Annotated in this window: 16 protein-coding genes; 10 read left to right on the top strand and 6 right to left on the bottom strand. The window is 42.9% G+C overall.

The annotated features are described in order from the left end of the window. Positions 1-89: 89 nt before the first annotated feature. A complete protein-coding gene (locus BLP85_RS12845) occupies positions 90-782 on the top strand; it encodes an ion channel (RefSeq protein ID WP_213031975.1) in 693 nt (230 codons plus the stop codon). A gap of 50 nt (positions 783-832) precedes the next feature. On the opposite strand, the gene omp33-36 is transcribed toward BLP85_RS12845, so the two are convergent. Then, positions 833-1708, bottom strand: a complete 876-nt coding sequence (omp33-36, locus tag BLP85_RS12840) for a porin Omp33-36 (RefSeq protein ID WP_092820467.1) — start codon at positions 1706-1708, stop codon at positions 833-835. Between the two features lie 1405 nt (positions 1709-3113). Here omp33-36 and BLP85_RS12835 point away from each other — a divergent pair. After that, the gene (locus tag BLP85_RS12835) at positions 3114-4817 is read left to right on the top strand and encodes a GGDEF domain-containing protein (RefSeq protein WP_092820466.1); all 1704 of its coding nucleotides are present in this window, start codon (positions 3114-3116) and stop codon (positions 4815-4817) included. A gap of 275 nt (positions 4818-5092) precedes the next feature. Here the strand turns inward: BLP85_RS12835 and uvrA are convergent, their stop codons facing one another. Next, positions 5093-7924, bottom strand: a complete 2832-nt coding sequence (uvrA, locus tag BLP85_RS12830; protein WP_092820465.1) for an excinuclease ABC subunit UvrA — start codon at positions 7922-7924, stop codon at positions 5093-5095. 246 nt (positions 7925-8170) lie between these two features. On the opposite strand from uvrA, the gene BLP85_RS12825 reads away from it, so the two are divergent. Both BLP85_RS12825 and BLP85_RS12820 read left to right on the top strand, forming a co-directional pair. Beyond that, positions 8171-8524 carry a DUF1304 domain-containing protein gene (locus tag BLP85_RS12825; RefSeq protein WP_092820549.1) on the top strand — a complete coding sequence of 118 codons (354 nt, stop codon included), beginning with the start codon at positions 8171-8173 and terminating at the stop codon, positions 8522-8524. Between the two features lie 64 nt (positions 8525-8588). Beyond that, positions 8589-8930 carry a GlpM family protein gene (locus tag BLP85_RS12820; protein ID WP_092820464.1) on the top strand — a complete coding sequence of 114 codons (342 nt, stop codon included), beginning with the start codon at positions 8589-8591 and terminating at the stop codon, positions 8928-8930. Positions 8931-9182: 252 nt separating this feature from the next. Here the strand turns inward: BLP85_RS12820 and tenA are convergent, their stop codons facing one another. Beyond that, positions 9183-9854, bottom strand: a complete 672-nt coding sequence (gene tenA / locus BLP85_RS12815; protein ID WP_092820463.1) for a thiaminase II — start codon at positions 9852-9854, stop codon at positions 9183-9185. 238 nt (positions 9855-10092) lie between these two features. Here tenA and BLP85_RS12810 point away from each other — a divergent pair, with 238 nt between their 5' ends. The 3 genes from BLP85_RS12810 to ssb all read left to right on the top strand — a co-directional run bounded on the left by BLP85_RS12810 (position 10093) and on the right by ssb (position 13329). Next, positions 10093-11178, top strand: a complete 1086-nt coding sequence (locus BLP85_RS12810) for a DUF475 domain-containing protein (RefSeq protein ID WP_092820462.1) — start codon at positions 10093-10095, stop codon at positions 11176-11178. 147 nt (positions 11179-11325) lie between these two features. Then, entirely contained in the window at positions 11326-12690 is a 1365-nt protein-coding gene (locus BLP85_RS12805; RefSeq protein WP_092820461.1) for an MFS transporter, read from the top strand. Positions 12691-12741: 51 nt separating this feature from the next. Then, positions 12742-13329, top strand: coding sequence for a single-stranded DNA-binding protein (gene ssb / locus BLP85_RS12800; protein ID WP_092820460.1), 588 nt, complete (start codon positions 12742-12744; stop codon positions 13327-13329). A gap of 91 nt (positions 13330-13420) precedes the next feature. Here the strand turns inward: ssb and BLP85_RS12795 are convergent, their stop codons facing one another. Next, positions 13421-13885 (bottom strand): hotdog fold domain-containing protein, encoded by a 465-nt coding sequence (locus BLP85_RS12795; protein ID WP_092820459.1) that lies wholly within the window; start codon positions 13883-13885, stop codon positions 13421-13423. A 139-nt stretch (positions 13886-14024) separates the two neighbouring features. Between BLP85_RS12795 and BLP85_RS12790 the strand changes: the two genes are divergently transcribed. After that, positions 14025-14675 (top strand): TetR/AcrR family transcriptional regulator, encoded by a 651-nt coding sequence (locus BLP85_RS12790; protein WP_092820547.1) that lies wholly within the window; start codon positions 14025-14027, stop codon positions 14673-14675. A gap of 138 nt (positions 14676-14813) precedes the next feature. Further along, a complete protein-coding gene (gene ahpC / locus BLP85_RS12785) occupies positions 14814-15377 on the top strand; it encodes an alkyl hydroperoxide reductase subunit C (protein ID WP_092820458.1) in 564 nt (187 codons plus the stop codon). A gap of 73 nt (positions 15378-15450) precedes the next feature. Here ahpC and BLP85_RS12780 read toward each other — a convergent pair whose 3' ends face one another. Continuing rightward, positions 15451-16374 (bottom strand): LysR substrate-binding domain-containing protein, encoded by a 924-nt coding sequence (locus BLP85_RS12780; protein ID WP_092820457.1) that lies wholly within the window; start codon positions 16372-16374, stop codon positions 15451-15453. A 122-nt stretch (positions 16375-16496) separates the two neighbouring features. Further along, entirely contained in the window at positions 16497-17123 is a 627-nt protein-coding gene (ycaC, locus tag BLP85_RS12775; protein ID WP_092820456.1) for an isochorismate family cysteine hydrolase YcaC, read from the bottom strand. A 315-nt stretch (positions 17124-17438) separates the two neighbouring features. Between ycaC and BLP85_RS12770 the strand changes: the two genes are divergently transcribed. Then, on the top strand, positions 17439-18326 hold the full coding sequence (locus BLP85_RS12770; RefSeq protein ID WP_092820455.1) for a pirin family protein: 888 nt from the start codon (positions 17439-17441) through the stop codon (positions 18324-18326). Positions 18327-18739: the final 413 nt, after the last annotated feature.

Raw genomic sequence — 18739 nt, 5'->3', positions numbered from 1 at the left:
TATTTCGCTTGTCGCTTCAGCATTCATGCTAAGTTGATTAAAAGGAACATAAAAATTGAGACATAAAAAGAGATCTTCTGGAGCAGAAAATGCAGGCAATTATTGATGTGTGGAAGGTGTTTCGCGTATTGCCTTCAGCTTGGCTACTTTTATTACAATTTATTATCTTGATCCTGTCTGTTGCAGTCAATTACAGCATGCCTTACCGTACGCTCACCTGGCTATTGGGGGTGCTGGTTTTACTGGTCATTGCCAAAGTGATTAAACAAACCCCAATGTTTACCATTTTGGGCTTAAGTTTCGTGAGTGGCGCCGTGATTTTTTCTTCCCTGATGTTATTAGGCATAGAAAATCTCTGGATACAGGTTATCGCCCATGGCTTTGAAGCAGCCGCTTATTTTAGTGCGGCTTATGGTCTGTTGCGTTATATGTTTGAAGACCGCTATTTAACCCGAGATGAACTGTTTGCTGCGGGTGCGGTATTTACCCTGTTGGCCTGGGGATTTGCATTTTTGTATAACGTTTGCCAGCTGCTGGCGCCGGGAAGTTTCCTGAATCCCAACGTTGCAGGTTTACAAAGCTGGCTTGATTTATTGTTTCTGAGCTTTAGTTTACAGTCCGCAACCGGCTTATCAGATTTAATGCCCATAAGTGCCCCCGCACGGGTACTGGCACTATTGCAAATGTTTTCTGGGGTGATGTATCTGGCCCTCATTGTTTCACGCTTGATTGCCTTGCAATATATTGCCCATTTACCCAAGCATCCTTCAGATAAAGACTAATAAAAAAGGACGCTTTAAGCGTCCTTTTTTACTCTTTTTCTAATTTTGAATTAGAAACGGAATTTAGCGTTAACGCCTACAGTTTGCGTATCAAGCGCAAGCTGTTCAGCATTCGCATTTACGTAAGAAGCGCCAACTGCAACTGCAGGAGTGATGAAGTAATTTACGTTCGCACCCCAAGCTGAGTCTGGTGTACCAGCAAAGCTAGATTCAGCGTAAGAAGCACCAACGCTTAACTTAGGTGTAACGAAAAGAGTTGTACCTAGGTTATAAGCAGTGTCATCACCGTAAACTAAACCAGATTCAAAACCGATTGCCATGTTCGTACCGTCAATTGCACCCACATATTTGGTACGTGCAGTGATTGCATCTTGGTCTTGACCGATCGTAGCAGTTTCACCAACTGATTTAACAACGCCATTAGCCATGACATTGAATGCATCAAGAGCAGTTTGATCAGCAACGCTCGTATAACCTACTGCAACCAAGAAATTAGGCGCAGCAAATGCACCAAGTTCTAAGGCATAACGGTCGCCATTGCCGTCTGGATTACCCGCTTTGTTATCAGCGATTGTATGGCTGTAAGAAGCGCTTGCATATGCAGGAACAACTTGAGTCGGGATATAAGCTTCACCTTTTACACCAAAAGTATGGTGTACAGTGCGGTCACCAAATTCTTGTCCGTCTTCGCCATATGTATAAGCAACAGATACGTTAGATGCTTGGTTTAAGAAAGCTGCTTCAGCCAATGGGCCTTTAGACGAGTCAACATCTTTAAGGTAATAAGTACCTTGCAAACCACCGGTGAAATCTTTGTCATTTGCTGTGGTGTCGATGTATTCAGACTGACCTTGTACTTCTACTTGATACGCTTGAGCACCGGTCATGGCTAATAATAAAGCAGTGGCTAAACCGAGTTTTTTCATAGTAATTTCCAGTTCTATTTTCTATTGCAGATGGATTAAACTATGTTCATTGTATTGTAACAAAACATTAAGTCAATGAACTAAAAAGACATTATTTTGTTGTTTTTTTGTTATAAATGGCATATGCGGTTAAAAAAAGTACAAATGATCTATGCTATGTCAACTTTGAAAATTGTTTTTTAAAACAAATGAATAAGCGTTTTTTTTTATAACTTATCTTGTTAGGAATAAACAAAAATGAAGGGATAATTTTAAATTGAATTAATTGTAAGAATTAATTGTAAAATTCAATTGAAATATATTTTGTTACGTGAACTGTGCCTCATCTTGGAAATGTTTGTTCGATTTTCGCAATGAAACTTTCAAAACTGATAATTTTTGATTGAAAAATAAACACATTATTTTTTGTTTTGTGATGTATTTAACACAAATGAAGGGAATTTTTGTTTATTTAATACCTTACTACTTTAATAGGCTTTACTTATTTGGTAATTTTTACCATAATGTATCTATCAATTCATACTACATTGAAATAATGTGATGATGATCTGATTCTCCATAAGCAAGTTTTTGTTTTATATGCCCAACTTTCCCCAAGGTTGGGCTTTTTTTTATTTAAATCAAACAATTTCATTGAGCTTAAAAGAAAATAAACAGCAGAATAGAAACCAAGACTGCTGAAGTTAAAGCTTATTTTTTTCATGATTAAATAATTTATTTTTTAGTCAGCTATAAATTGATAAAGCACCAATATGGTGCAATAAAATATAATATTTTTAGCCTGTTTATTAGGTTCTAAGCATAAAAAAACCCAATTTTCAAAGAAAACTGGGGTTTTTCGCCAAAATCTTCGGAAAAATTAAATAATCTGCTGAGGAATATATTTAATTTGCCCTAATGCAGTGCATTATGCACTTATTTGTAGCATGTGTAAATGTTTTCTTACAACTGTCGTAGAAAATTTTTTAAATCTTTGTAATTTATAAAAAATTAACAAAAAATTGGGAAAAATAAATAGTTTATATTCTCAATATTGGCAGCAGAAAGCCGAGGTTTAATTTGGTCTGTGTGCTGACTTCAGGGCAATTCAATCATTTCCAAACTCTCCAATCCCATAGTGAAAAGCGATCCGAGGCTGTAAGCAAAAAAGCAGGCAAACAGGAAGATAAATTCGGCTAAAACGATAGCCCGAGGAGCTGTGCTTTAAAGCTTTAGTCAGGAAATAAAGGATTTTTAATTTTTATTTGAAAAAATATTATAAGTGATTGATAAAATAGAAATGTTTAAAAATTTTGATTAAATTTTAACTCTTTTTAAATTAAAATCATGTAATATATATAATTGTATTTGTATATGATTATCAAACATGATTGATCAGCCGTGTTGTATGGAGCGTATTTGATTCATGCATAAATTACGCTCGGAACATATCAGCCAGCGACTTTTCTGGTTAATGATCATTATCATCCTGTCTCTGCTATTTTTATCTGTTCCTTTAATTGTCAGTAGTTATCAAAGCTATCAAAAAGCGGATCGAGCTTTAACTGAAATTTCTGCGCTTCGTGCTGTGGCAGAATTAGCCAATAAAATTTCCAGGGAACGGGCACCCGCGAATAAGGTCATGTCGAGTAATGCCGATGAATTCGCGGCAAATCTAAAAGAATTAAAAGCTTACCGTAAAGAAGTGGACCTGCAGATTGAACAGACACGTGCAATTTTAGCTGCGGCAGGGTTTACGGTTCAGGCTCAGGCATTATCTTCCCAGTTAAAAGCCGCTCTGGCCCAAGGTCGCAATGCGGTCGATGCTTATGGTGCCTTGCCTCGATCTGAACGGCGTGCATGGCAGCTGGATCAGGCGATTCAGCACATGTTTAAGGCGTGGGACAGCTGTAAGGGAATTATAGAAAATGTATTGGTACATTCTGAAGCTAAAGGGACTTCAGTTTCAGACTATTATACGCTGATTTTAATTTTGGCTGATTTGCGTGATCAGGCGGGTCGAACTGCATCGAATATTATGGCAGCAGTGACTTTTAATGAAAAAATCCCTGAAGATAACTTGGCGCGGTCGTTACAGACGCAACATCAGGCCTATTATTTATGGGCTTTAGTGAATACCATACAGCCCGAACAGGATAAAACCCCCGAATATCTGGCTTTACATCAGCAAGTAAAAACACAATTTTTAGACCAAGGCATTCCAATCGTTGCCCGCCTGATGAATGAAAGTATACACAATCAGGCATATTCATTGACCGGTACGCAACTCACCGAGGCAATGGTTGATAAGTTTGTAACAGTGGTCGATCTGCAAAGCTATATTCTGGATTACAGTGTTACGGTGGCTCAAACCCAGAAAAAACAAGCCCAGCAAAAATTGATTTTAACTTTATTGGTGGCGCTGATTTGTCTGGTAACGGTTATTTTTACCATGATCCATGCGCGCAATCATGTTTTTATACCTTTAATTAAAGCCAGAAATACCATTCTTCGACTGGCCCAGCATCAGGTTATAGAGACCGAACGGGAACCATTATCTGCAGAGCCAGTCACCTTGTTGAACGCCCTTAAAGAATTAAAGCGCGTGCTACAGCAGCGTGATGCACTGGAATTTCAGCTCAGAAATATTGCCAATACGGATAATTTGACGGGTGTATCTAATCGTTTGGCTTTAGATGAATATATTCGTTATCTGGAAAATAAGCCGAATCAATTGAAACAAACTGGCCTAATCATTTTTGATGTAGATGACTTTAAGCATGTGAATGATACTTTTGGGCATATTGTGGGTGACGAGGTGATTAAGCTGATTGCAGAAAAATTGCAATTTAATGTCAGAACTTCGGATTTAATTGTACGTTATGGTGGTGATGAATTTTTGGTTTTAATTGAGCAAACTACTTTTGAGGAGGCTTGGGGTGTTGCAAATAAAATTCTTAAAGAGATTGGCGGTTCTGAACTTTATATCGCTGAACTGAACCAGAATATTCATGTTTCTGTCAGTGCTGGCGTTGCGGTGGGGGCGGTATCGTGGATGGCATTGCTGGAAAAAGCCGATAAGTCTTTGTTTCAGGCCAAAGAAAATGGCAAAAATAAAGTGGCGGGGTGAGGTGGTTTCACCCTCTATTTAGTTTTCTCAATTAAATAATGAATAAAATGGGTGCTACGACCAACCTGAATTCTGCGTATATATAGCTTAGATTAGCCTCTTCTAGCATGGCATGACGGATACCATTGCGATCAGCAGTATAATTTATTCATTTTAAAATCTCCCCTAACCCTGAGCCATATATGGTGCAAGGAGAAAGAGGGGGAACCTTCCTTCTTTAAAAAGTTGGGACACTCCCTCCTTTGGAAAAGGAGGGTTGGGGAGGATTGAATAGATCACTTCAACAACGGCTTTAAGAATCTCGCTGTATGTGAAACTTTAGATTTCACCACCTGTTCAGGCGTACCTTCGGCAATAATCATACCGCCACCGGCACCGCCTTCAGGACCCAGATCAATTACCCAGTCAGCGGTTTTAATCACATCCAGATTATGCTCAATCACCACAATGGTATTTCCCTTGTTGCGTAGCTCATGCAGAATGTCGAGCAGCTTGGCAATATCGTGGAAATGCAGACCGGTAGTCGGTTCATCCAGTACATACAGCGTTTTACCGGTATCGCGTTTGGCCAGTTCTCGTGCCAGTTTGACCCGCTGTGCTTCACCACCGGAAAGCGTGGTTGCAGACTGACCCAGTCGGATATAGCCCAGACCCACCTGATTCAAGGTTTCTAGACGGCGGTGAATGACGGGAATGGCATCAAAGAAATGCATGGCATCTTCAACCGTCATTTCTAGTACATCAGAAATGTTTTTACCCTTATAGCCGACTTCCAACGTTTCGCGGTTATAACGCTTGCCATGACAGGCATCGCAAGGGACATACATATCTGGCAGGAAGTGCATGGCGACTTTAATCATGCCGTCACCCTCACAGGCTTCACAGCGACCGCCTTTCACGTTAAACGAGAAACGCCCTGCGGCATAACCACGCGCCTTGGCTTCTGGCGTTTGTGCAAACAGTTCACGAATCGGGGTGAACAGACCGGTATAAGTCGCCGGGTTAGAACGTGGTGTGCGTCCAATCGGACTCTGGTCAATATCCACGACTTTATCCAGAAATTGCAGACCATCAATCGAGTCAAACTTTTCAGCCGTTAAAGTCGTTGCACCGTTCAATTGTGTTGCGGCCAGCGGTAACAGGGTACGGTTAATCAAGGTCGATTTGCCCGAACCTGAAACTCCAGTCACGCAGGTCATCACGCCTAAGGGAATAGTCAGGTCGACATTTTTCAAGTTATGGCCGGCAGCGCCCATCAGCTTGATTTGCTCTTCCGGTTTTGGCGGCTGAGTTCGAACTTTCGGAACTTCAATTTTCAACTTGCCTGAAAGATATTTTCCGGTCAGCGAGTCTTCATGGGCTGCCAGTTCTTCATAGGTTCCTTCGGCAATCACATGACCACCATGTACGCCTGCACCCGGACCAATATCAATAATATGGTCGGCGGCACGAATCGCATCTTCATCATGCTCGACCACCAGCACGGTATTGCCCAAATCACGCAGGCGAACCAGGGTTTCCAGCAGACGGTCATTATCACGTTGATGCAAACCGATGGATGGTTCATCCAGTACGTACATCACCCCCATCAGGCCGGCACCAATTTGCGATGCCAGACGGATCCGCTGTGCTTCACCGCCAGACAGGGTTTCGGCAGAACGGGACAGGCTGAGATAATTTAAACCAACAGACACCAGGAAGTGCAGACGTTCACGGATTTCCTTGAAAATCTTGTCGGCAATTTCCCCTTTGGCCCCTTCAAGATTTAAATCCTGATAATATCTTTCGGCATCGCCAATCGACATCTTGGTGATCTCGGCAATGGTTTTGTCTTTGACCCGGACATTGCGGGAAATTTCATTCAGACGTGAACCGCCACAGGCATCACAAGCGGCATTGGAAAGGTACTGGGCTAAATCATCACGCACATAGTTCGATTCCGTTTCACGGTAACGACGTTCCAGATGCGGCAAGATGCCTTCAAAAGGCATGACACGATTATGTTTGCGCCCGCGCTCATCAATATAGCTTAAATCGACTTTTTCCTTGCCGGTCCCGTACAGGAATTTCTTTTTGGTTTCGGCATCCAGCTCGTTCCACGGCGTATCCAGGGAAAAGCCAAAATGCTCTGCGACTTTTTCAATCATGCTGTAGTAATAAGGACGCTGTCTGTCCCAACCACGAATTGCGCCCTGGCTAATCGAAATTTCAGTATTGGGAATCAGCTTTTCTGCACTGAAATGGCTGCGGGTTCCCAGACCATCACAAACCGGGCAGGCGCCAAAGGGATTGTTGAATGAAAACAGGCGCGGTTCTAGTTCGGCCACCGCACGGTCACATTCCGGGCAGGAGTGCTTGGCAGAGAAAACCCGTTCCGGTTGTTCGCCTTTCATCCAGGCCAAAATGGCAATATCGCCGCCTAAACGCAGCGCAGTTTCGAAGGATTCGGCAATCCGGTTACCCAAGTCATCACGGACTTTAAAGCGGTCAACCACCACTTCAATGGTGTGTTTTTTCTTTTTGTCCAGTTCGGGTGGGGTGTCAATTTCAACAATCTCACCATCCACACGGGCGCGGACAAAACCCTGGCTTTGCAGCTGTTCAAACAGGTTGCTGTATTCACCTTTGCGTTCACGTACTACGGGTGCAAGCAGCATCAAGGCTGTGCCTTCTTCCAGACTTTTAACTGCATCGACCATTTCCGATACGGTCTGCGCCACCATCGGCAAGTCATGTTCAGGACAATATGGTGTTCCTACACGGGCATATAAAAGACGCAAATAGTCGTAAATTTCCGTGATTGTTCCCACAGTTGAACGCGGGTTATGGCTGGTCGATTTCTGCTCGATGGCAATCGCTGGACTTAAACCTTCAATCGAGTCGACTTCCGGTTTTTCCATTTGTGACAGGAACTGGCGTGCATAGGCAGACAGGGATTCCACATAACGGCGCTGACCTTCGGCATATAAGGTATCGAAGGCGAGGGATGATTTACCTGAACCCGAAAGCCCCGTAATCACCACAAACTTGTCGCGTGGAATATCGAGTGACACATTTTTTAAGTTATGGGTACGTGCACCTCGAATACGGATATGACTTTGGCTCATGCAATGATCCTAGAAAATTCATCAAAAACCTATATATGATAGCGCATGAAAAATGTTCAAGCTTTATTTAATAAAAATAAAACGTCAGTCTGTGTCGGGCTGCTCAAGGATTTAAATCAAATATATGGAAATGACATTTCGCTGTACCTATAAGTCATACATTTAGATATTGAAATTCTGTATTTCGACCGATTCACCGTTAAAATGCAAAATATCGTCTGAAAAATAAAAAACGGAAATCTCATGATTATTACAAAAGTTCTGATTGCCCTGATCGCGCTGTTACATCTCTATATTTTAATTTTAGAAATGTTCTTATGGGATAAGCCTTTAGGCATGAAAGCCTTTGGCAATACTGCGGAAAAGGCAAAACTGACCAAAGTGCTGGCGCAAAATCAGGGACTTTATAATGGTTTCTTAGCTGCAGGTCTGATTTGGTCATTATTTGCCCCTGCAAGCTATGCGGCTGCACTGGCGAATTTCTTTTTGGGCTGTGTGCTGGTTGCAGGCATTTATGGGGGTATTACCGCAAGTAAAAAGATTATTTATATTCAGGCATTGCCTGCACTGCTGGCCTTGATTGTGCTGAATTTAGTTTAAGCAAACGATATTTCGCGGCGTAAACTATACGATTCAATCAATTGATCAGTTTGGATAGGGCGAGATGCTGGCTTTATTTTTGAAATGTATTTTAGGGGCAGCGGTTGTGCTGCTGATTTCCCTCCTTTCCAAAAGTAAGGCTTTTTATATTGCCGGTCTGGTGCCGTTATTTCCGACTTTTGCCTTGATTGCCCATGTAATTGTGTCACAGCAGCAGGGTGCAGCAGCTTTGCAGAAAACGGCATTGTTTGGTTTATGGTCTTTAATTCCTTATGCCATCTATCTGTTGATGGTTTATGTGTTGGCAAGCAAAATGTCGATGTGGTCGTGTTTGGGCGTGGCAACGCTTTGCTGGATTGTGGCTGCTGCAGGGCTGATCTATGGCTGGCAGGTGTTTCAGCAGTAATGATTTAGTAAAAATTAAAGTATTAAAAAATATTTGCTATCGCGGAAGAGCCATTCGCAACTGTTCGAGGTAGAACCACTTATTTATTTAAAATAATGTTTCTACGATAAATTTTATATTTTTCGGTAATCGACAAGTTTTGCGAATGGCCAATGCTTTTGGTTACTTTGGGCGAAACCAAAGTAACGAATTAGCTGTTTCAATTTATGTGATAGCTGTAAGACTCCGCCAAAAAGAAACAGGCGTTTTTGATTAATTATCCAAACCCAACCACTGTCGTTGATCATAAGCACTATCCCAGAACAGCCATTCCAGTTTAGCCGCCGTGGTATAGGCATGATGCATTTTCTCTAAAGTATCGGCATCACAACGCGCAGCTACGCTATCAATAGTCGCAATCACGTTACGAACCGCCTGATTAAATTCTTCACCTGAATAGGTGTCAATCCAGGCCTGATAAGGATTATTTGGAACTGAATGGGCAACAATGGCGTTACCTACTTCGGCATAAATCCAGAAACACGGCAGTAAAGAAGCCAGTACCACCGGATAGCTTTCTGACCAGGCTGTGGCGGTTAAAAATGAAGTGTAATGATGACAAGCCAGAGTCAGCGGCGTGGTTCTAAATTCTTCCTGGCTAATGTCAAATTCCTGCATAAAGTCAGCATGCAGACTGCGTTCCACTACAATGGCAATCCTAGCGGCATCTGAAAACTGCATGACATCTTCAGCGCTAAAGGCTTTTGCAGCGCAGACTGCCAGTGCACGGCCATAGGCCAGTAAATAATGCGCATCCTGAATTACATAATGGCTAAATACATCTTTATTTAATGTGCCTTGTGCTAGTTCCTGATTAAATGGCAGGGCTAAAGTTTTTTCATATAAAGCCAAGTTGCGTTGCCATACCTCTTGAGAAAAGCTCATGTCATCATCCTGTCGATATTAAAAGAAGAATTTACAGTAGGCAGGACTATAACAAGAGTTTTCAGCCCAAGATATGCAGCAGAAAAAATAGTGGATTTGTACTCAAAAAAAATTCATACGAAGAACTTTGGCTTAACAGGAAAAAGCCGTCATAATTGTGCGCATAAAATCTTAAGCACTCTTTTTAAGTTTTACTGAATTCACCCGATATAAATATTTGTCTATAGGTCGATCTATCATGATGAAACATTTTGGTTTCTCAATCATTTTTACGATCGTGTGTCTGGTTATATCTGCATACTGGGGCTTTACGCATGGCCCGGAAGCAGGTTTAAAGACCATGTTCACGGCATTGACCATTACTGCCATTCTTGCGGTGATGGAAGTGTCGCTTTCTTTCGATAATGCGGTGGTAAACGCCTCTGTGCTCAGAGGCTGGGATCATTTCTGGAAAATGATTTTCTTAACCGTCGGTATCATTATTGCTGTATTTGGTATGCGTCTGGTGTTCCCAATCGTGATTGTTGCCGTGACTGCCGACATGGGCATGATGGAAGTGGTCAAGATGGCCCTGAATGATCCGATTAATTATTCTGAAAAGCTGATGGCCCATCATGCGGAAATTGCAGCCTTTGGTGGCTCATTCCTGTTGCTGGTGTTCCTGAACTTCTTCCTGGATAGTGAAAAAGATACCCACTGGTTCAAATGGCTGGAAGCACGTTTGTCCAATCTGGCTAACGTACCGGCAATGTCTGTATTCCTTGCCCTGATTGGCTTGCTGATCATGGCAGCCAATGTGGATGAAGCGGTGCGTCTGGTGGTCACCATGGCGGGGATCTGGGGCATTGTGGTCTATGTTGGGGTTCAGGTACTGAGCCACTTGTTAGGCGGTGAACCTGAAATTGATGAAGATGGCAATGCTGTGGCGCATGATGCCAGTGGAGCCTCTACAGGCGTCATTAAAGCCGGCTTGGGCGGTTTTATTTACCTGGAAGTACTGGATGCATCGTTCAGTTTTGATGGGGTGATTGGTGCTTTTGCCATTACTTCGGATGTGGTGATCATCATGCTCGGTCTGGCGATTGGTGCCATGTTCGTGCGTTCGATGACCATTTATCTGGTGGAAAAAGGTACTCTGGATGCCTATATCTATCTTGAACACGGTGCGCATTATGCCATTGGCGCTTTAGCCTTCATTATGCTGGCCAGCGGTACCGGTGTGCATGTGCCGGAAGTGGTTACCGGTTTAATTGGGGTAGCGTTTATTGTCTGGGCAGTCATTGCATCCATTCAATATAGCAAACGTCAAGAACGAATCCGTTAATGGTTTTTTAAGAAAACCGAGTACAATAGGGGCGCATGAAAATGCGCCCTTTTTTGTGGTGGTTCATTCCTGAAAAATCAGCATTTGTAAGATGAATGTTGTAGGATAATCCATTGAAATAAAACTTATAGACCTAAGCCAATTGATATGATGAATGCTTTAGAACGCCGTTCAACCTTTGCCTTAAGCAGTATTTTTGCACTGCGTATGTTGGGCCTGTTCATGATTATTCCTGTATTTTCTATAGCAGGACAGTCATATCAAGGGGCAACCCCTGCACTGATTGGATTAGCCGTCGGGGTCTATGGTTTAACCCAAGCCATTTTACAGATTCCTTTTAGCCTGCTGGCCGACCGCTTTAGCCGTAAACCTTTGATCATTCTGGGCTTGTTGCTGTTTGCTCTTGGGGGTGCGGTTGCGGCAATGTCCGAAACCATTTATGGCGTCATCATTGGCCGGGCCATTGCCGGTGGGGGTGCAGTTTCAGCGGTGGTGATGGCACTTTTGGCCGATGTCACCCGTGAAGAACAGCGTAGCAAGGCCATGGCCGTGATGGGCATGAGCATTGGCGTATCCTTTATGGTGGCCTTCAGTCTGGGACCTTGGCTGACCAGTCTGGTCGGTATTTCCGGACTGTTCTGGGTGACGACCATTATGGGTTTGGCTGCCATATCGATGCTGTTATTTGTCCCTAAAGTGACCCGTCATCATAAAAATTACCAGCAAGGCTATGTAGCACAGCTAAAGCAGGTGTTGAAAATGGGCGATTTAAACCGTCTGCATGTTTCAATTTTTGCCTTGCATCTGTTGCTGACCGCGATGTTTGTATATATGCCATCGCAACTGATTCAGTTTGCCGGCATTCCCTTATCCAGTCATGGTCTGGTGTATCTGCCACTACTCATTATTAGCCTGTTTTTTGCCTTTCCGAGCATTATCTTGGCGGAAAAATATCGCAAAATGCGCGGTATTTTCCTGACTGCAATTGCTGGAATTGTACTGGGTCTACTGGTGCTGATTTTTGGCTATGAATCCAAATATGTTTTATTGGCAGGTTTGGGATTATTCTTTATTGCCTTTAACGTCATGGAGGCCTTGCTGCCTTCATGGTTATCCAAATCTGCACCGATTCAGTCTAAAGCCACGGCTATGGGCATTAATTCCAGTAGCCAGTTTTTAGGGGCATTTTTTGGGGGCATGATTGGCGGTCAACTCTTGTTACTAAATAATACCTCGATGGGTTGGGGCATCCTGGCGGGGATCGCGGTGCTCTGGTTATTGATCAGCTTTAGCTTGGCCCAGCCGCGCTATCTTTCCTCACTGGTACTGGCCTTGCCCGAGACAAAACAAACGGATGAGTGGACTTCTCAACTTTTGGCGATTCGTGGTATTGAAGAGGTTGTGGTGATGTCCGACCAGCAATTTGCTTATGTTAAAATTGATAAACAGCTGATAGATGAAGCTGCGCGACAAGATTTAACGCAGTTGTTGGGTAAAGAGGTAGCCATTTAAGCATAACTCTTATAAAGTAAAATATAGAAATAAATAGGAAGTGTACGTCTGATGCGTGGTGTTAATAAAGTTATTTTAGTTGGAACTTTAGGTAAAGATCCTGAAACCAAAACTTTTCCAAATGGTGGTTCTCTGACTCAGTTTTCAATTGCAACCAGCGATTCGTGGACTGATAAAAATACGGGTGAGCGTAAAGAACAAACTGAATGGCATCGTATTGTGTTGCATAACCGCTTGGGTGAAATTGCACAGCAATATCTACGTAAGGGTTCAAAAGTTTATATTGAAGGTTCATTGCGTACGCGTCAGTGGACAGACCAAAGCGGTCAGGAACGCTACACCACAGAAATTCGTGGTGAACAGATGCAAATGTTAGATAGCAACCGTCAGCAAGGTGAACAAGCTGCAGGTGGCGATAACGCCGGTTATAACCAGCCACGTTTCAATAATAATCAAGGCGGCGGTTATAACAGCAATAATAACAACCAGGGCGGTTATGGCAATCAGGGCGGTTATAACAACCAGAACAATCCGGGTAATGGTTATGGCAACAATAACCCAGGCGGTTTTGCACCAAAACAGCAGCCTGCACCGGCAGCAGCTGCGCCGGCAGATCTAGATGATGATTTACCGTTCTAGACTTTTAATTAAAACGGTAAGTCATCTTCAAAACCCTTCCATTGTGGAGGGTTTTTTAATGGGCGATTGATCAGTAGTTTAGGATGAACGCTTATTTTTTGGCAGAAACCCACATGGTGATGATGGCACGGAACACCACATCCTGACTGGTATCTTTGACTTCAACCTGAACTAGATAATCACTGCCTGCGTTCCATGGAAAATTGACTTGCAGCGGGGTGGCAACTGCAACCAAATCGGTATTGGCTTTTTTCAGATATTCCACCTGCATGCCTTTGGGAATCCAGCGATGCGTAGCAGGTACGGTGACATCAGTCATGGTTCCACCGGCAAGCTCTGCCATATTGCACATGGCAATAGCATGTACCGTGCCCAGATGATTCAGCACAGCGCGGTGCTTTTTCATCCTGATTTCGCAGTATTCGGGTTCAAGTCTTTCAAATAGTGGTGAAATGCTGCTGAAATAAGGCGCTTTTAAGCACAGCATTTTAGAAAATGTCCATTTCCCGGCAGGCTTATTGGCCAATGTGTTCCATATTTTTAGTGCTTGGCTCATCAGAGAATTCCTTCTTATCATTTTAAGAGAATCATTCTAATACAGAATAATATTCTGTTATTTGGCATAAATGACTGCTTTTCGGTAATAAATGGTCTATGATTTTGCCAGTTCTCATCATCTATCGAAGCATATGGATATGCAGCAAGCCGATTTACTCCACCGTATTTACCCTGGACGCCGTGCCGAACTGAAGCGCATTTTGCTACAGCATGCTTTAGACTGCTTTTCAGAATTCAGCATTGAAGCGACCAGCATTGAAATGATTCGTGAGCGTGCAGACAGCAGTGTGGGTGCGATTTATCATCATTTTAAAAACAAGGAAGGCATAGTCGGAGCACTTTTTAGTGCAGCCTTACAAGATCAGATGCAGCAGCGCACAGCTGCATTACAGCAAGCCCAAGGCGTGCAGCAGGGGATGACTGTCATTATTGGTCAATATATCGATTGGGTGGTGCAGAACCCTGACTTTGCCCGCTTCCTGTTTATGGCACGCATGAGTTTAGGGGCAGGGCAGCACGCAGAAATTGCTGCACAAAACCAGCAACGCAATCAGGCGGTATTTGACTGGCTGAAAAAGCAGATAGATGAAGACCTTGCACAGCTTGCAAAAATTCCGCGTGAATTGCTGTTCTCTTTAATGCTGGGTGCAACCGAAAGTTATTGCCGTGCCTGGTTATCACACAAAGTCAGCACTTCTCCCATTCTCTATAAGCAAGCTTTGATTGATGCAGCTTGGCATTCGATTACGCAGTTTCCTGCTTACGCTAAAATTGGCTACAGCAATTAGAACAGAGCATAAGATAGAATTTTTAAATCTAAAAATTCGATTATTTTTATAAAAAAGTACGGTTTTACCTATTTAAGAAACTTTCGTATTCTAGCTTCACCAGATAAGCAATCCCAGAAACGAGCTAGAGGATATCTCATGAGTTTAATCAATACTGAAGTAAAGCCATTCAACGCAACAGCATATAAAAACGGTGAATTCATCCAAGTGTCTGAACAGGACATGATCGGAAAATGGTCCGTGGTATTTTTCTATCCTGCAGATTTCACATTCGTTTGTCCAACCGAACTCGGTGATTTAGCTGATAATTATGCTGAATTCCAGAAAATGGGCGTAGAAATCTATTCAGTATCGACAGATACCCATTTCACTCACAAAGCCTGGCACGATTCTTCTGAAGAAATCAAGAAAATCCAGTACAGCATGGTGGGTGACCCAACCTGGACCTTGGCAAAAAACTTCGAAGTGCTCATCGAAGCTGAAGGTCTGGCTGACCGTGGTACTTTCGTGATTGACCCGGAAGGCAAAATCCAGATTATTGAAATCAACGCTGGGGGTATTGGCCGTGATGCGCAAGAACTCCTGCGTAAAGTGAAAGCTGCACAATATGTCCATGCTCACCCAGGTGAAGTGTGTCCGGCTAAATGGAAAGAAGGTGATGCTACCCTTGCACCTTCAATCGACCTGATCGGTAAAATCTAATCTCAAGTTAAAATAATCTTCTAAAAAATCCAGGACTTTGGTTCTGGATTTTTTTATGTCTATTGTTTGAAAATTAAGGCGTATAGCCGAGGTGATCCCTGGCTAAATCTTTTAGACCTTTCATCAAGTAATCAATCAGTTTTTCCATCACCAGACGTTGCCCTTTACGCGAAGCATAGACCAGTTGCACTGTGCCTAAATTTGAGCACCATTCCGGTAAAATATGAATCAGCCTGCCTTGCTGGAGGTCCTGTTCAACCGCCAGATAGGGCAAGTCGGCAATGCCCAAACCGTCACGTACCGCGTAATAAACCCCTGCCAGATCGTTGCTTTTGATCCGCGGTTGCAGCGGAATATCAATCACTTCATCATGCTCGCGATTGTGTAAATGCCAGTAATATTGTGATTTTTGCGTACCGAGAACAATGCTTGGAAATTCATGCAATTCGGTGAAATGCCGGATTTGCCGTCCCTGTAACAGTTCCGGACTGGCCACCAGGCAATGCGTGGTTTTAATCACGTCACGGACAATCAGGCTGGAGTCTTCATTGGCCTGAAAATTGGTGCGAATAGCCAGGTCGATATCATCATGCAGCAGGTCGACACGGCGGCTGGTCAGCTCCAGTTCAATCTGGACTTTGGGATAATCTTTTAAAAACTGGTTGAGTAAAGTTCGTACCTGGAAATGCATCATCAGTGCAGGGCAGCTGATTTTGATCAAGCCTTGTGGTTCGCTTTTTTGTTTCAGCAAGACATGATTGGCACATTCGACCTGTGCAATGACCTTGCAACATTCCTCATAAAACTCCTGTCCCAAAGGCGTCACTTTAAAATGACGGGTGGAACGCTGAATCAGGCTGACATTAAACTGGCGTTCCAGATCTAAAATGCGTCGGCTGAGTTTTGATTTGGTGATATTGCTGGCTTCACTTGCTGCACTAAATCCCCCGTGTTTAACCACCAGGAAAAAGTAATAATAATCATCAAATGAATGCATACATCATGCTCAAAACAGGACCAGGGAATAACCGTTATTCTAGCTGAAAATCAGCCAGATAACGGATATTGAATAAGACAAAATAAGCGATCCGAAGACCGCCTATTTTAAAAAGACGAGGGTTATTTTTGACCGCTGTGCTGGTTATAGCTGTTGATCAGGTTGCGATAATCCGGGATGTGATTGGAGAACAGGGTACCCAAACCTTCAATGTCATTACGCCAGTCACGGTGCAATTCACAGGCAGCTCCAAACCAGGTCATCAGTTGCGCGCCGGCATTAGACATGCGATTCCAGGCAGAATCACGGGTTAAAGGGTTAAAGGTGCCGGAAGCATCGGTAATCACGAACACTTCAAAATCTTCTTCAAGCGCTGAAAGTGCCGGGAAGGCGACACAGACTTCAGTCACCACACCGGCAATAATCAGCTGTTTTTTACCTGTGGCTTTTACCGCTTTAACGAAGTCTTCATTGTCCCAGGCATTAATTTGACCGGGACGGGCAATATAAGGTGCATCCGGAAACATCTCTTTCAGTTCGGGTACCAATGGACCATTAGGACCCTGTTCAAAACTGGTGGTTAAAATCGTTGGAAGATTGAAATATTTGGCTGCTGCAGCCAGGGCCAATACGTTATTTTTAAATTTGTCTGGATCGATGTCGCGTACCAGCGATAACAGACCGGTTTGATGATCTACCAGAAGAACCGCTGCATTCTCTTTATCTAAACGAATGTAAGGCTTGCTCATTTTCCTATTCCTTGTTGTGATGAAAAACATCCTGACATCAACCGAAAACAGAAGTGTGGCGATGTCGTGATATTTTTTATGCTAAGTGTGAAAATAGGACAATGGAAGCAGCGATTCCGAGAAGGTTAATCATAAAAATAGGATAATTTATAAATATGAGGCTTTTTTCTAAATATTTAAACTGGATGATTATTCGATAAAGTCATTTTGTCTTGTTTGTAGGACAGTGTGTATTAATGTCACTCTATATTCAGAACAATGAAAGCACTAACATAAGTCCATGTTCATCCTATCGAGAATATAGGAGTTTAAAAGATGAAAAAAATTATTGGCGTTTACCGTAACCAGAACATGCATTGGGTAGGTGACGGCTTTCCGGTGAAAAACCTGTTTTCCTATGACCGCTTAGGACAGGCGATCAGTCCATTTTTACTTTTGGACTATGCAGCACCCTACCATTTTAGCCCAACGACGCAGCAGCATGGTGTCGGTTCCCATCCGCATCGCGGTTTTGAAACCGTGACCCTTGCCTATCAGGGTGAAGTGACGCATAAGGACTCGGCGGGTGGCGGTGGGACCATTCAAAGCGGTGATGTGCAATGGATGACGGCAGGAGCAGGTCTGGTGCATGAAGAATTTCATTCGGCTGAGTTTGCCCAAAAAGGCGGCCTGTTTGAAATGGTACAGTTGTGGGTTAATCTGCCTGCAGCAGACAAAATGACCGCACCGAAATATCAGGCGATTGCAGCAAAGGACATCCCGGTCATTGAATTTGAACACGGTGCAGGGCATATCCGGGTGATCGCCGGCCGCTATATGGACGGTCATGCAGAACATCATGGTCCTGCTTCCACCCATAATCCGGTCAATGTCTGGGATGGCCAATTAAAAGCCGGGCAGGTTCAGCATCTGCATGTTCCTGTGGATCACAATGTACTGCTTGTAGTGTTGTCTGGCGAAATGCAGCTGAACGGAACGCAGCATGTACAAGACAGCTCGATTGTGATGTTTGCTCAAGATGGCGAAGCCGATATTCGACTTGAAGCACTGCAAGACAGCAAATTCTTGCTGCTGACCGGTCAACCGTTAAATGAGCCAATGCAAGGCTACGGACCTTTTGTGATGAATAGCAAAGATGAAATCATTCAAGCATTTAATGATTTCAATAGTGGTAAATTCGGTGAAATACCGGTTGCAGGTTAAGTCGGTATTCATCGGAGCTGAGTGAAAAAGAAAGAGCCCCCTAAAAATTGAGGGGCTTTTTTGCGAACAGAATTTTTTTGTTGTCAGCATATTTGTATAGTTGGAGCTGAGGAAAACGTGATGGAGTTATCAAGTTTTTGCGTTATGTATCATAATAATATTAGAGGATTTTGTAAAACGTTTGTTATAAAAACGGTTAATATATATTGCTTTTTTTAAAGGTTTTTTATTATTTATATTTGAAAAATAAAACAATTTATTGAATTTTTTAAAAGGTTTTTTCTATATAAATAAAGGTAATTTTTTACTTTAGACGCTTCATGATGAGTTTTGTTAAAAACATACATTCTGGAATATTTTAATACCACCTTTTAATCTCGCTTGGTTCATAATTTCAAGAATCTTATGTGTAA

The sequence above is a fragment of the Acinetobacter kookii genome, from assembly GCF_900096895.1.
GTDB lineage: Bacteria > Pseudomonadota > Gammaproteobacteria > Pseudomonadales > Moraxellaceae > Acinetobacter > Acinetobacter kookii.
The sequence above is the reverse complement of the archived record's forward strand: the minus strand, read 5'-3'. Positions and strand labels throughout refer to the sequence as shown.

Bases quoted from the DNA above. Each gene is read 5' to 3' on its own strand.
- BLP85_RS12845 (WP_213031975.1), top strand. From the start codon at position 90: ATGCAGGCAATTATTGATGTGTGGAAGGTGTTTCGCGTATTGCCTTCA.
- omp33-36 (WP_092820467.1), bottom strand. From the start codon at position 1,708: ATGAAAAAACTCGGTTTAGCCACTGCTTTATTATTAGCCATGACCGGT.
- BLP85_RS12835 (WP_092820466.1), top strand. From the start codon at position 3,114: ATGCATAAATTACGCTCGGAACATATCAGCCAGCGACTTTTCTGGTTA.
- uvrA (WP_092820465.1), bottom strand. From the start codon at position 7,924: ATGAGCCAAAGTCATATCCGTATTCGAGGTGCACGTACCCATAACTTA.
- BLP85_RS12820 (WP_092820464.1), top strand. From the start codon at position 8,589: ATGCTGGCTTTATTTTTGAAATGTATTTTAGGGGCAGCGGTTGTGCTG.
- tenA (WP_092820463.1), bottom strand. From the start codon at position 9,854: ATGAGCTTTTCTCAAGAGGTATGGCAACGCAACTTGGCTTTATATGAA.
- BLP85_RS12810 (WP_092820462.1), top strand. From the start codon at position 10,093: ATGATGAAACATTTTGGTTTCTCAATCATTTTTACGATCGTGTGTCTG.
- BLP85_RS12805 (WP_092820461.1), top strand. From the start codon at position 11,326: ATGATGAATGCTTTAGAACGCCGTTCAACCTTTGCCTTAAGCAGTATT.
- ssb (WP_092820460.1), top strand. From the start codon at position 12,742: ATGCGTGGTGTTAATAAAGTTATTTTAGTTGGAACTTTAGGTAAAGAT.
- BLP85_RS12795 (WP_092820459.1), bottom strand. From the start codon at position 13,885: ATGAGCCAAGCACTAAAAATATGGAACACATTGGCCAATAAGCCTGCC.
- BLP85_RS12790 (WP_092820547.1), top strand. From the start codon at position 14,025: ATGCAGCAAGCCGATTTACTCCACCGTATTTACCCTGGACGCCGTGCC.
- ahpC (WP_092820458.1), top strand. From the start codon at position 14,814: ATGAGTTTAATCAATACTGAAGTAAAGCCATTCAACGCAACAGCATAT.
- BLP85_RS12780 (WP_092820457.1), bottom strand. From the start codon at position 16,374: ATGCATTCATTTGATGATTATTATTACTTTTTCCTGGTGGTTAAACAC.
- ycaC (WP_092820456.1), bottom strand. From the start codon at position 17,123: ATGAGCAAGCCTTACATTCGTTTAGATAAAGAGAATGCAGCGGTTCTT.
- BLP85_RS12770 (WP_092820455.1), top strand. From the start codon at position 17,439: ATGAAAAAAATTATTGGCGTTTACCGTAACCAGAACATGCATTGGGTA.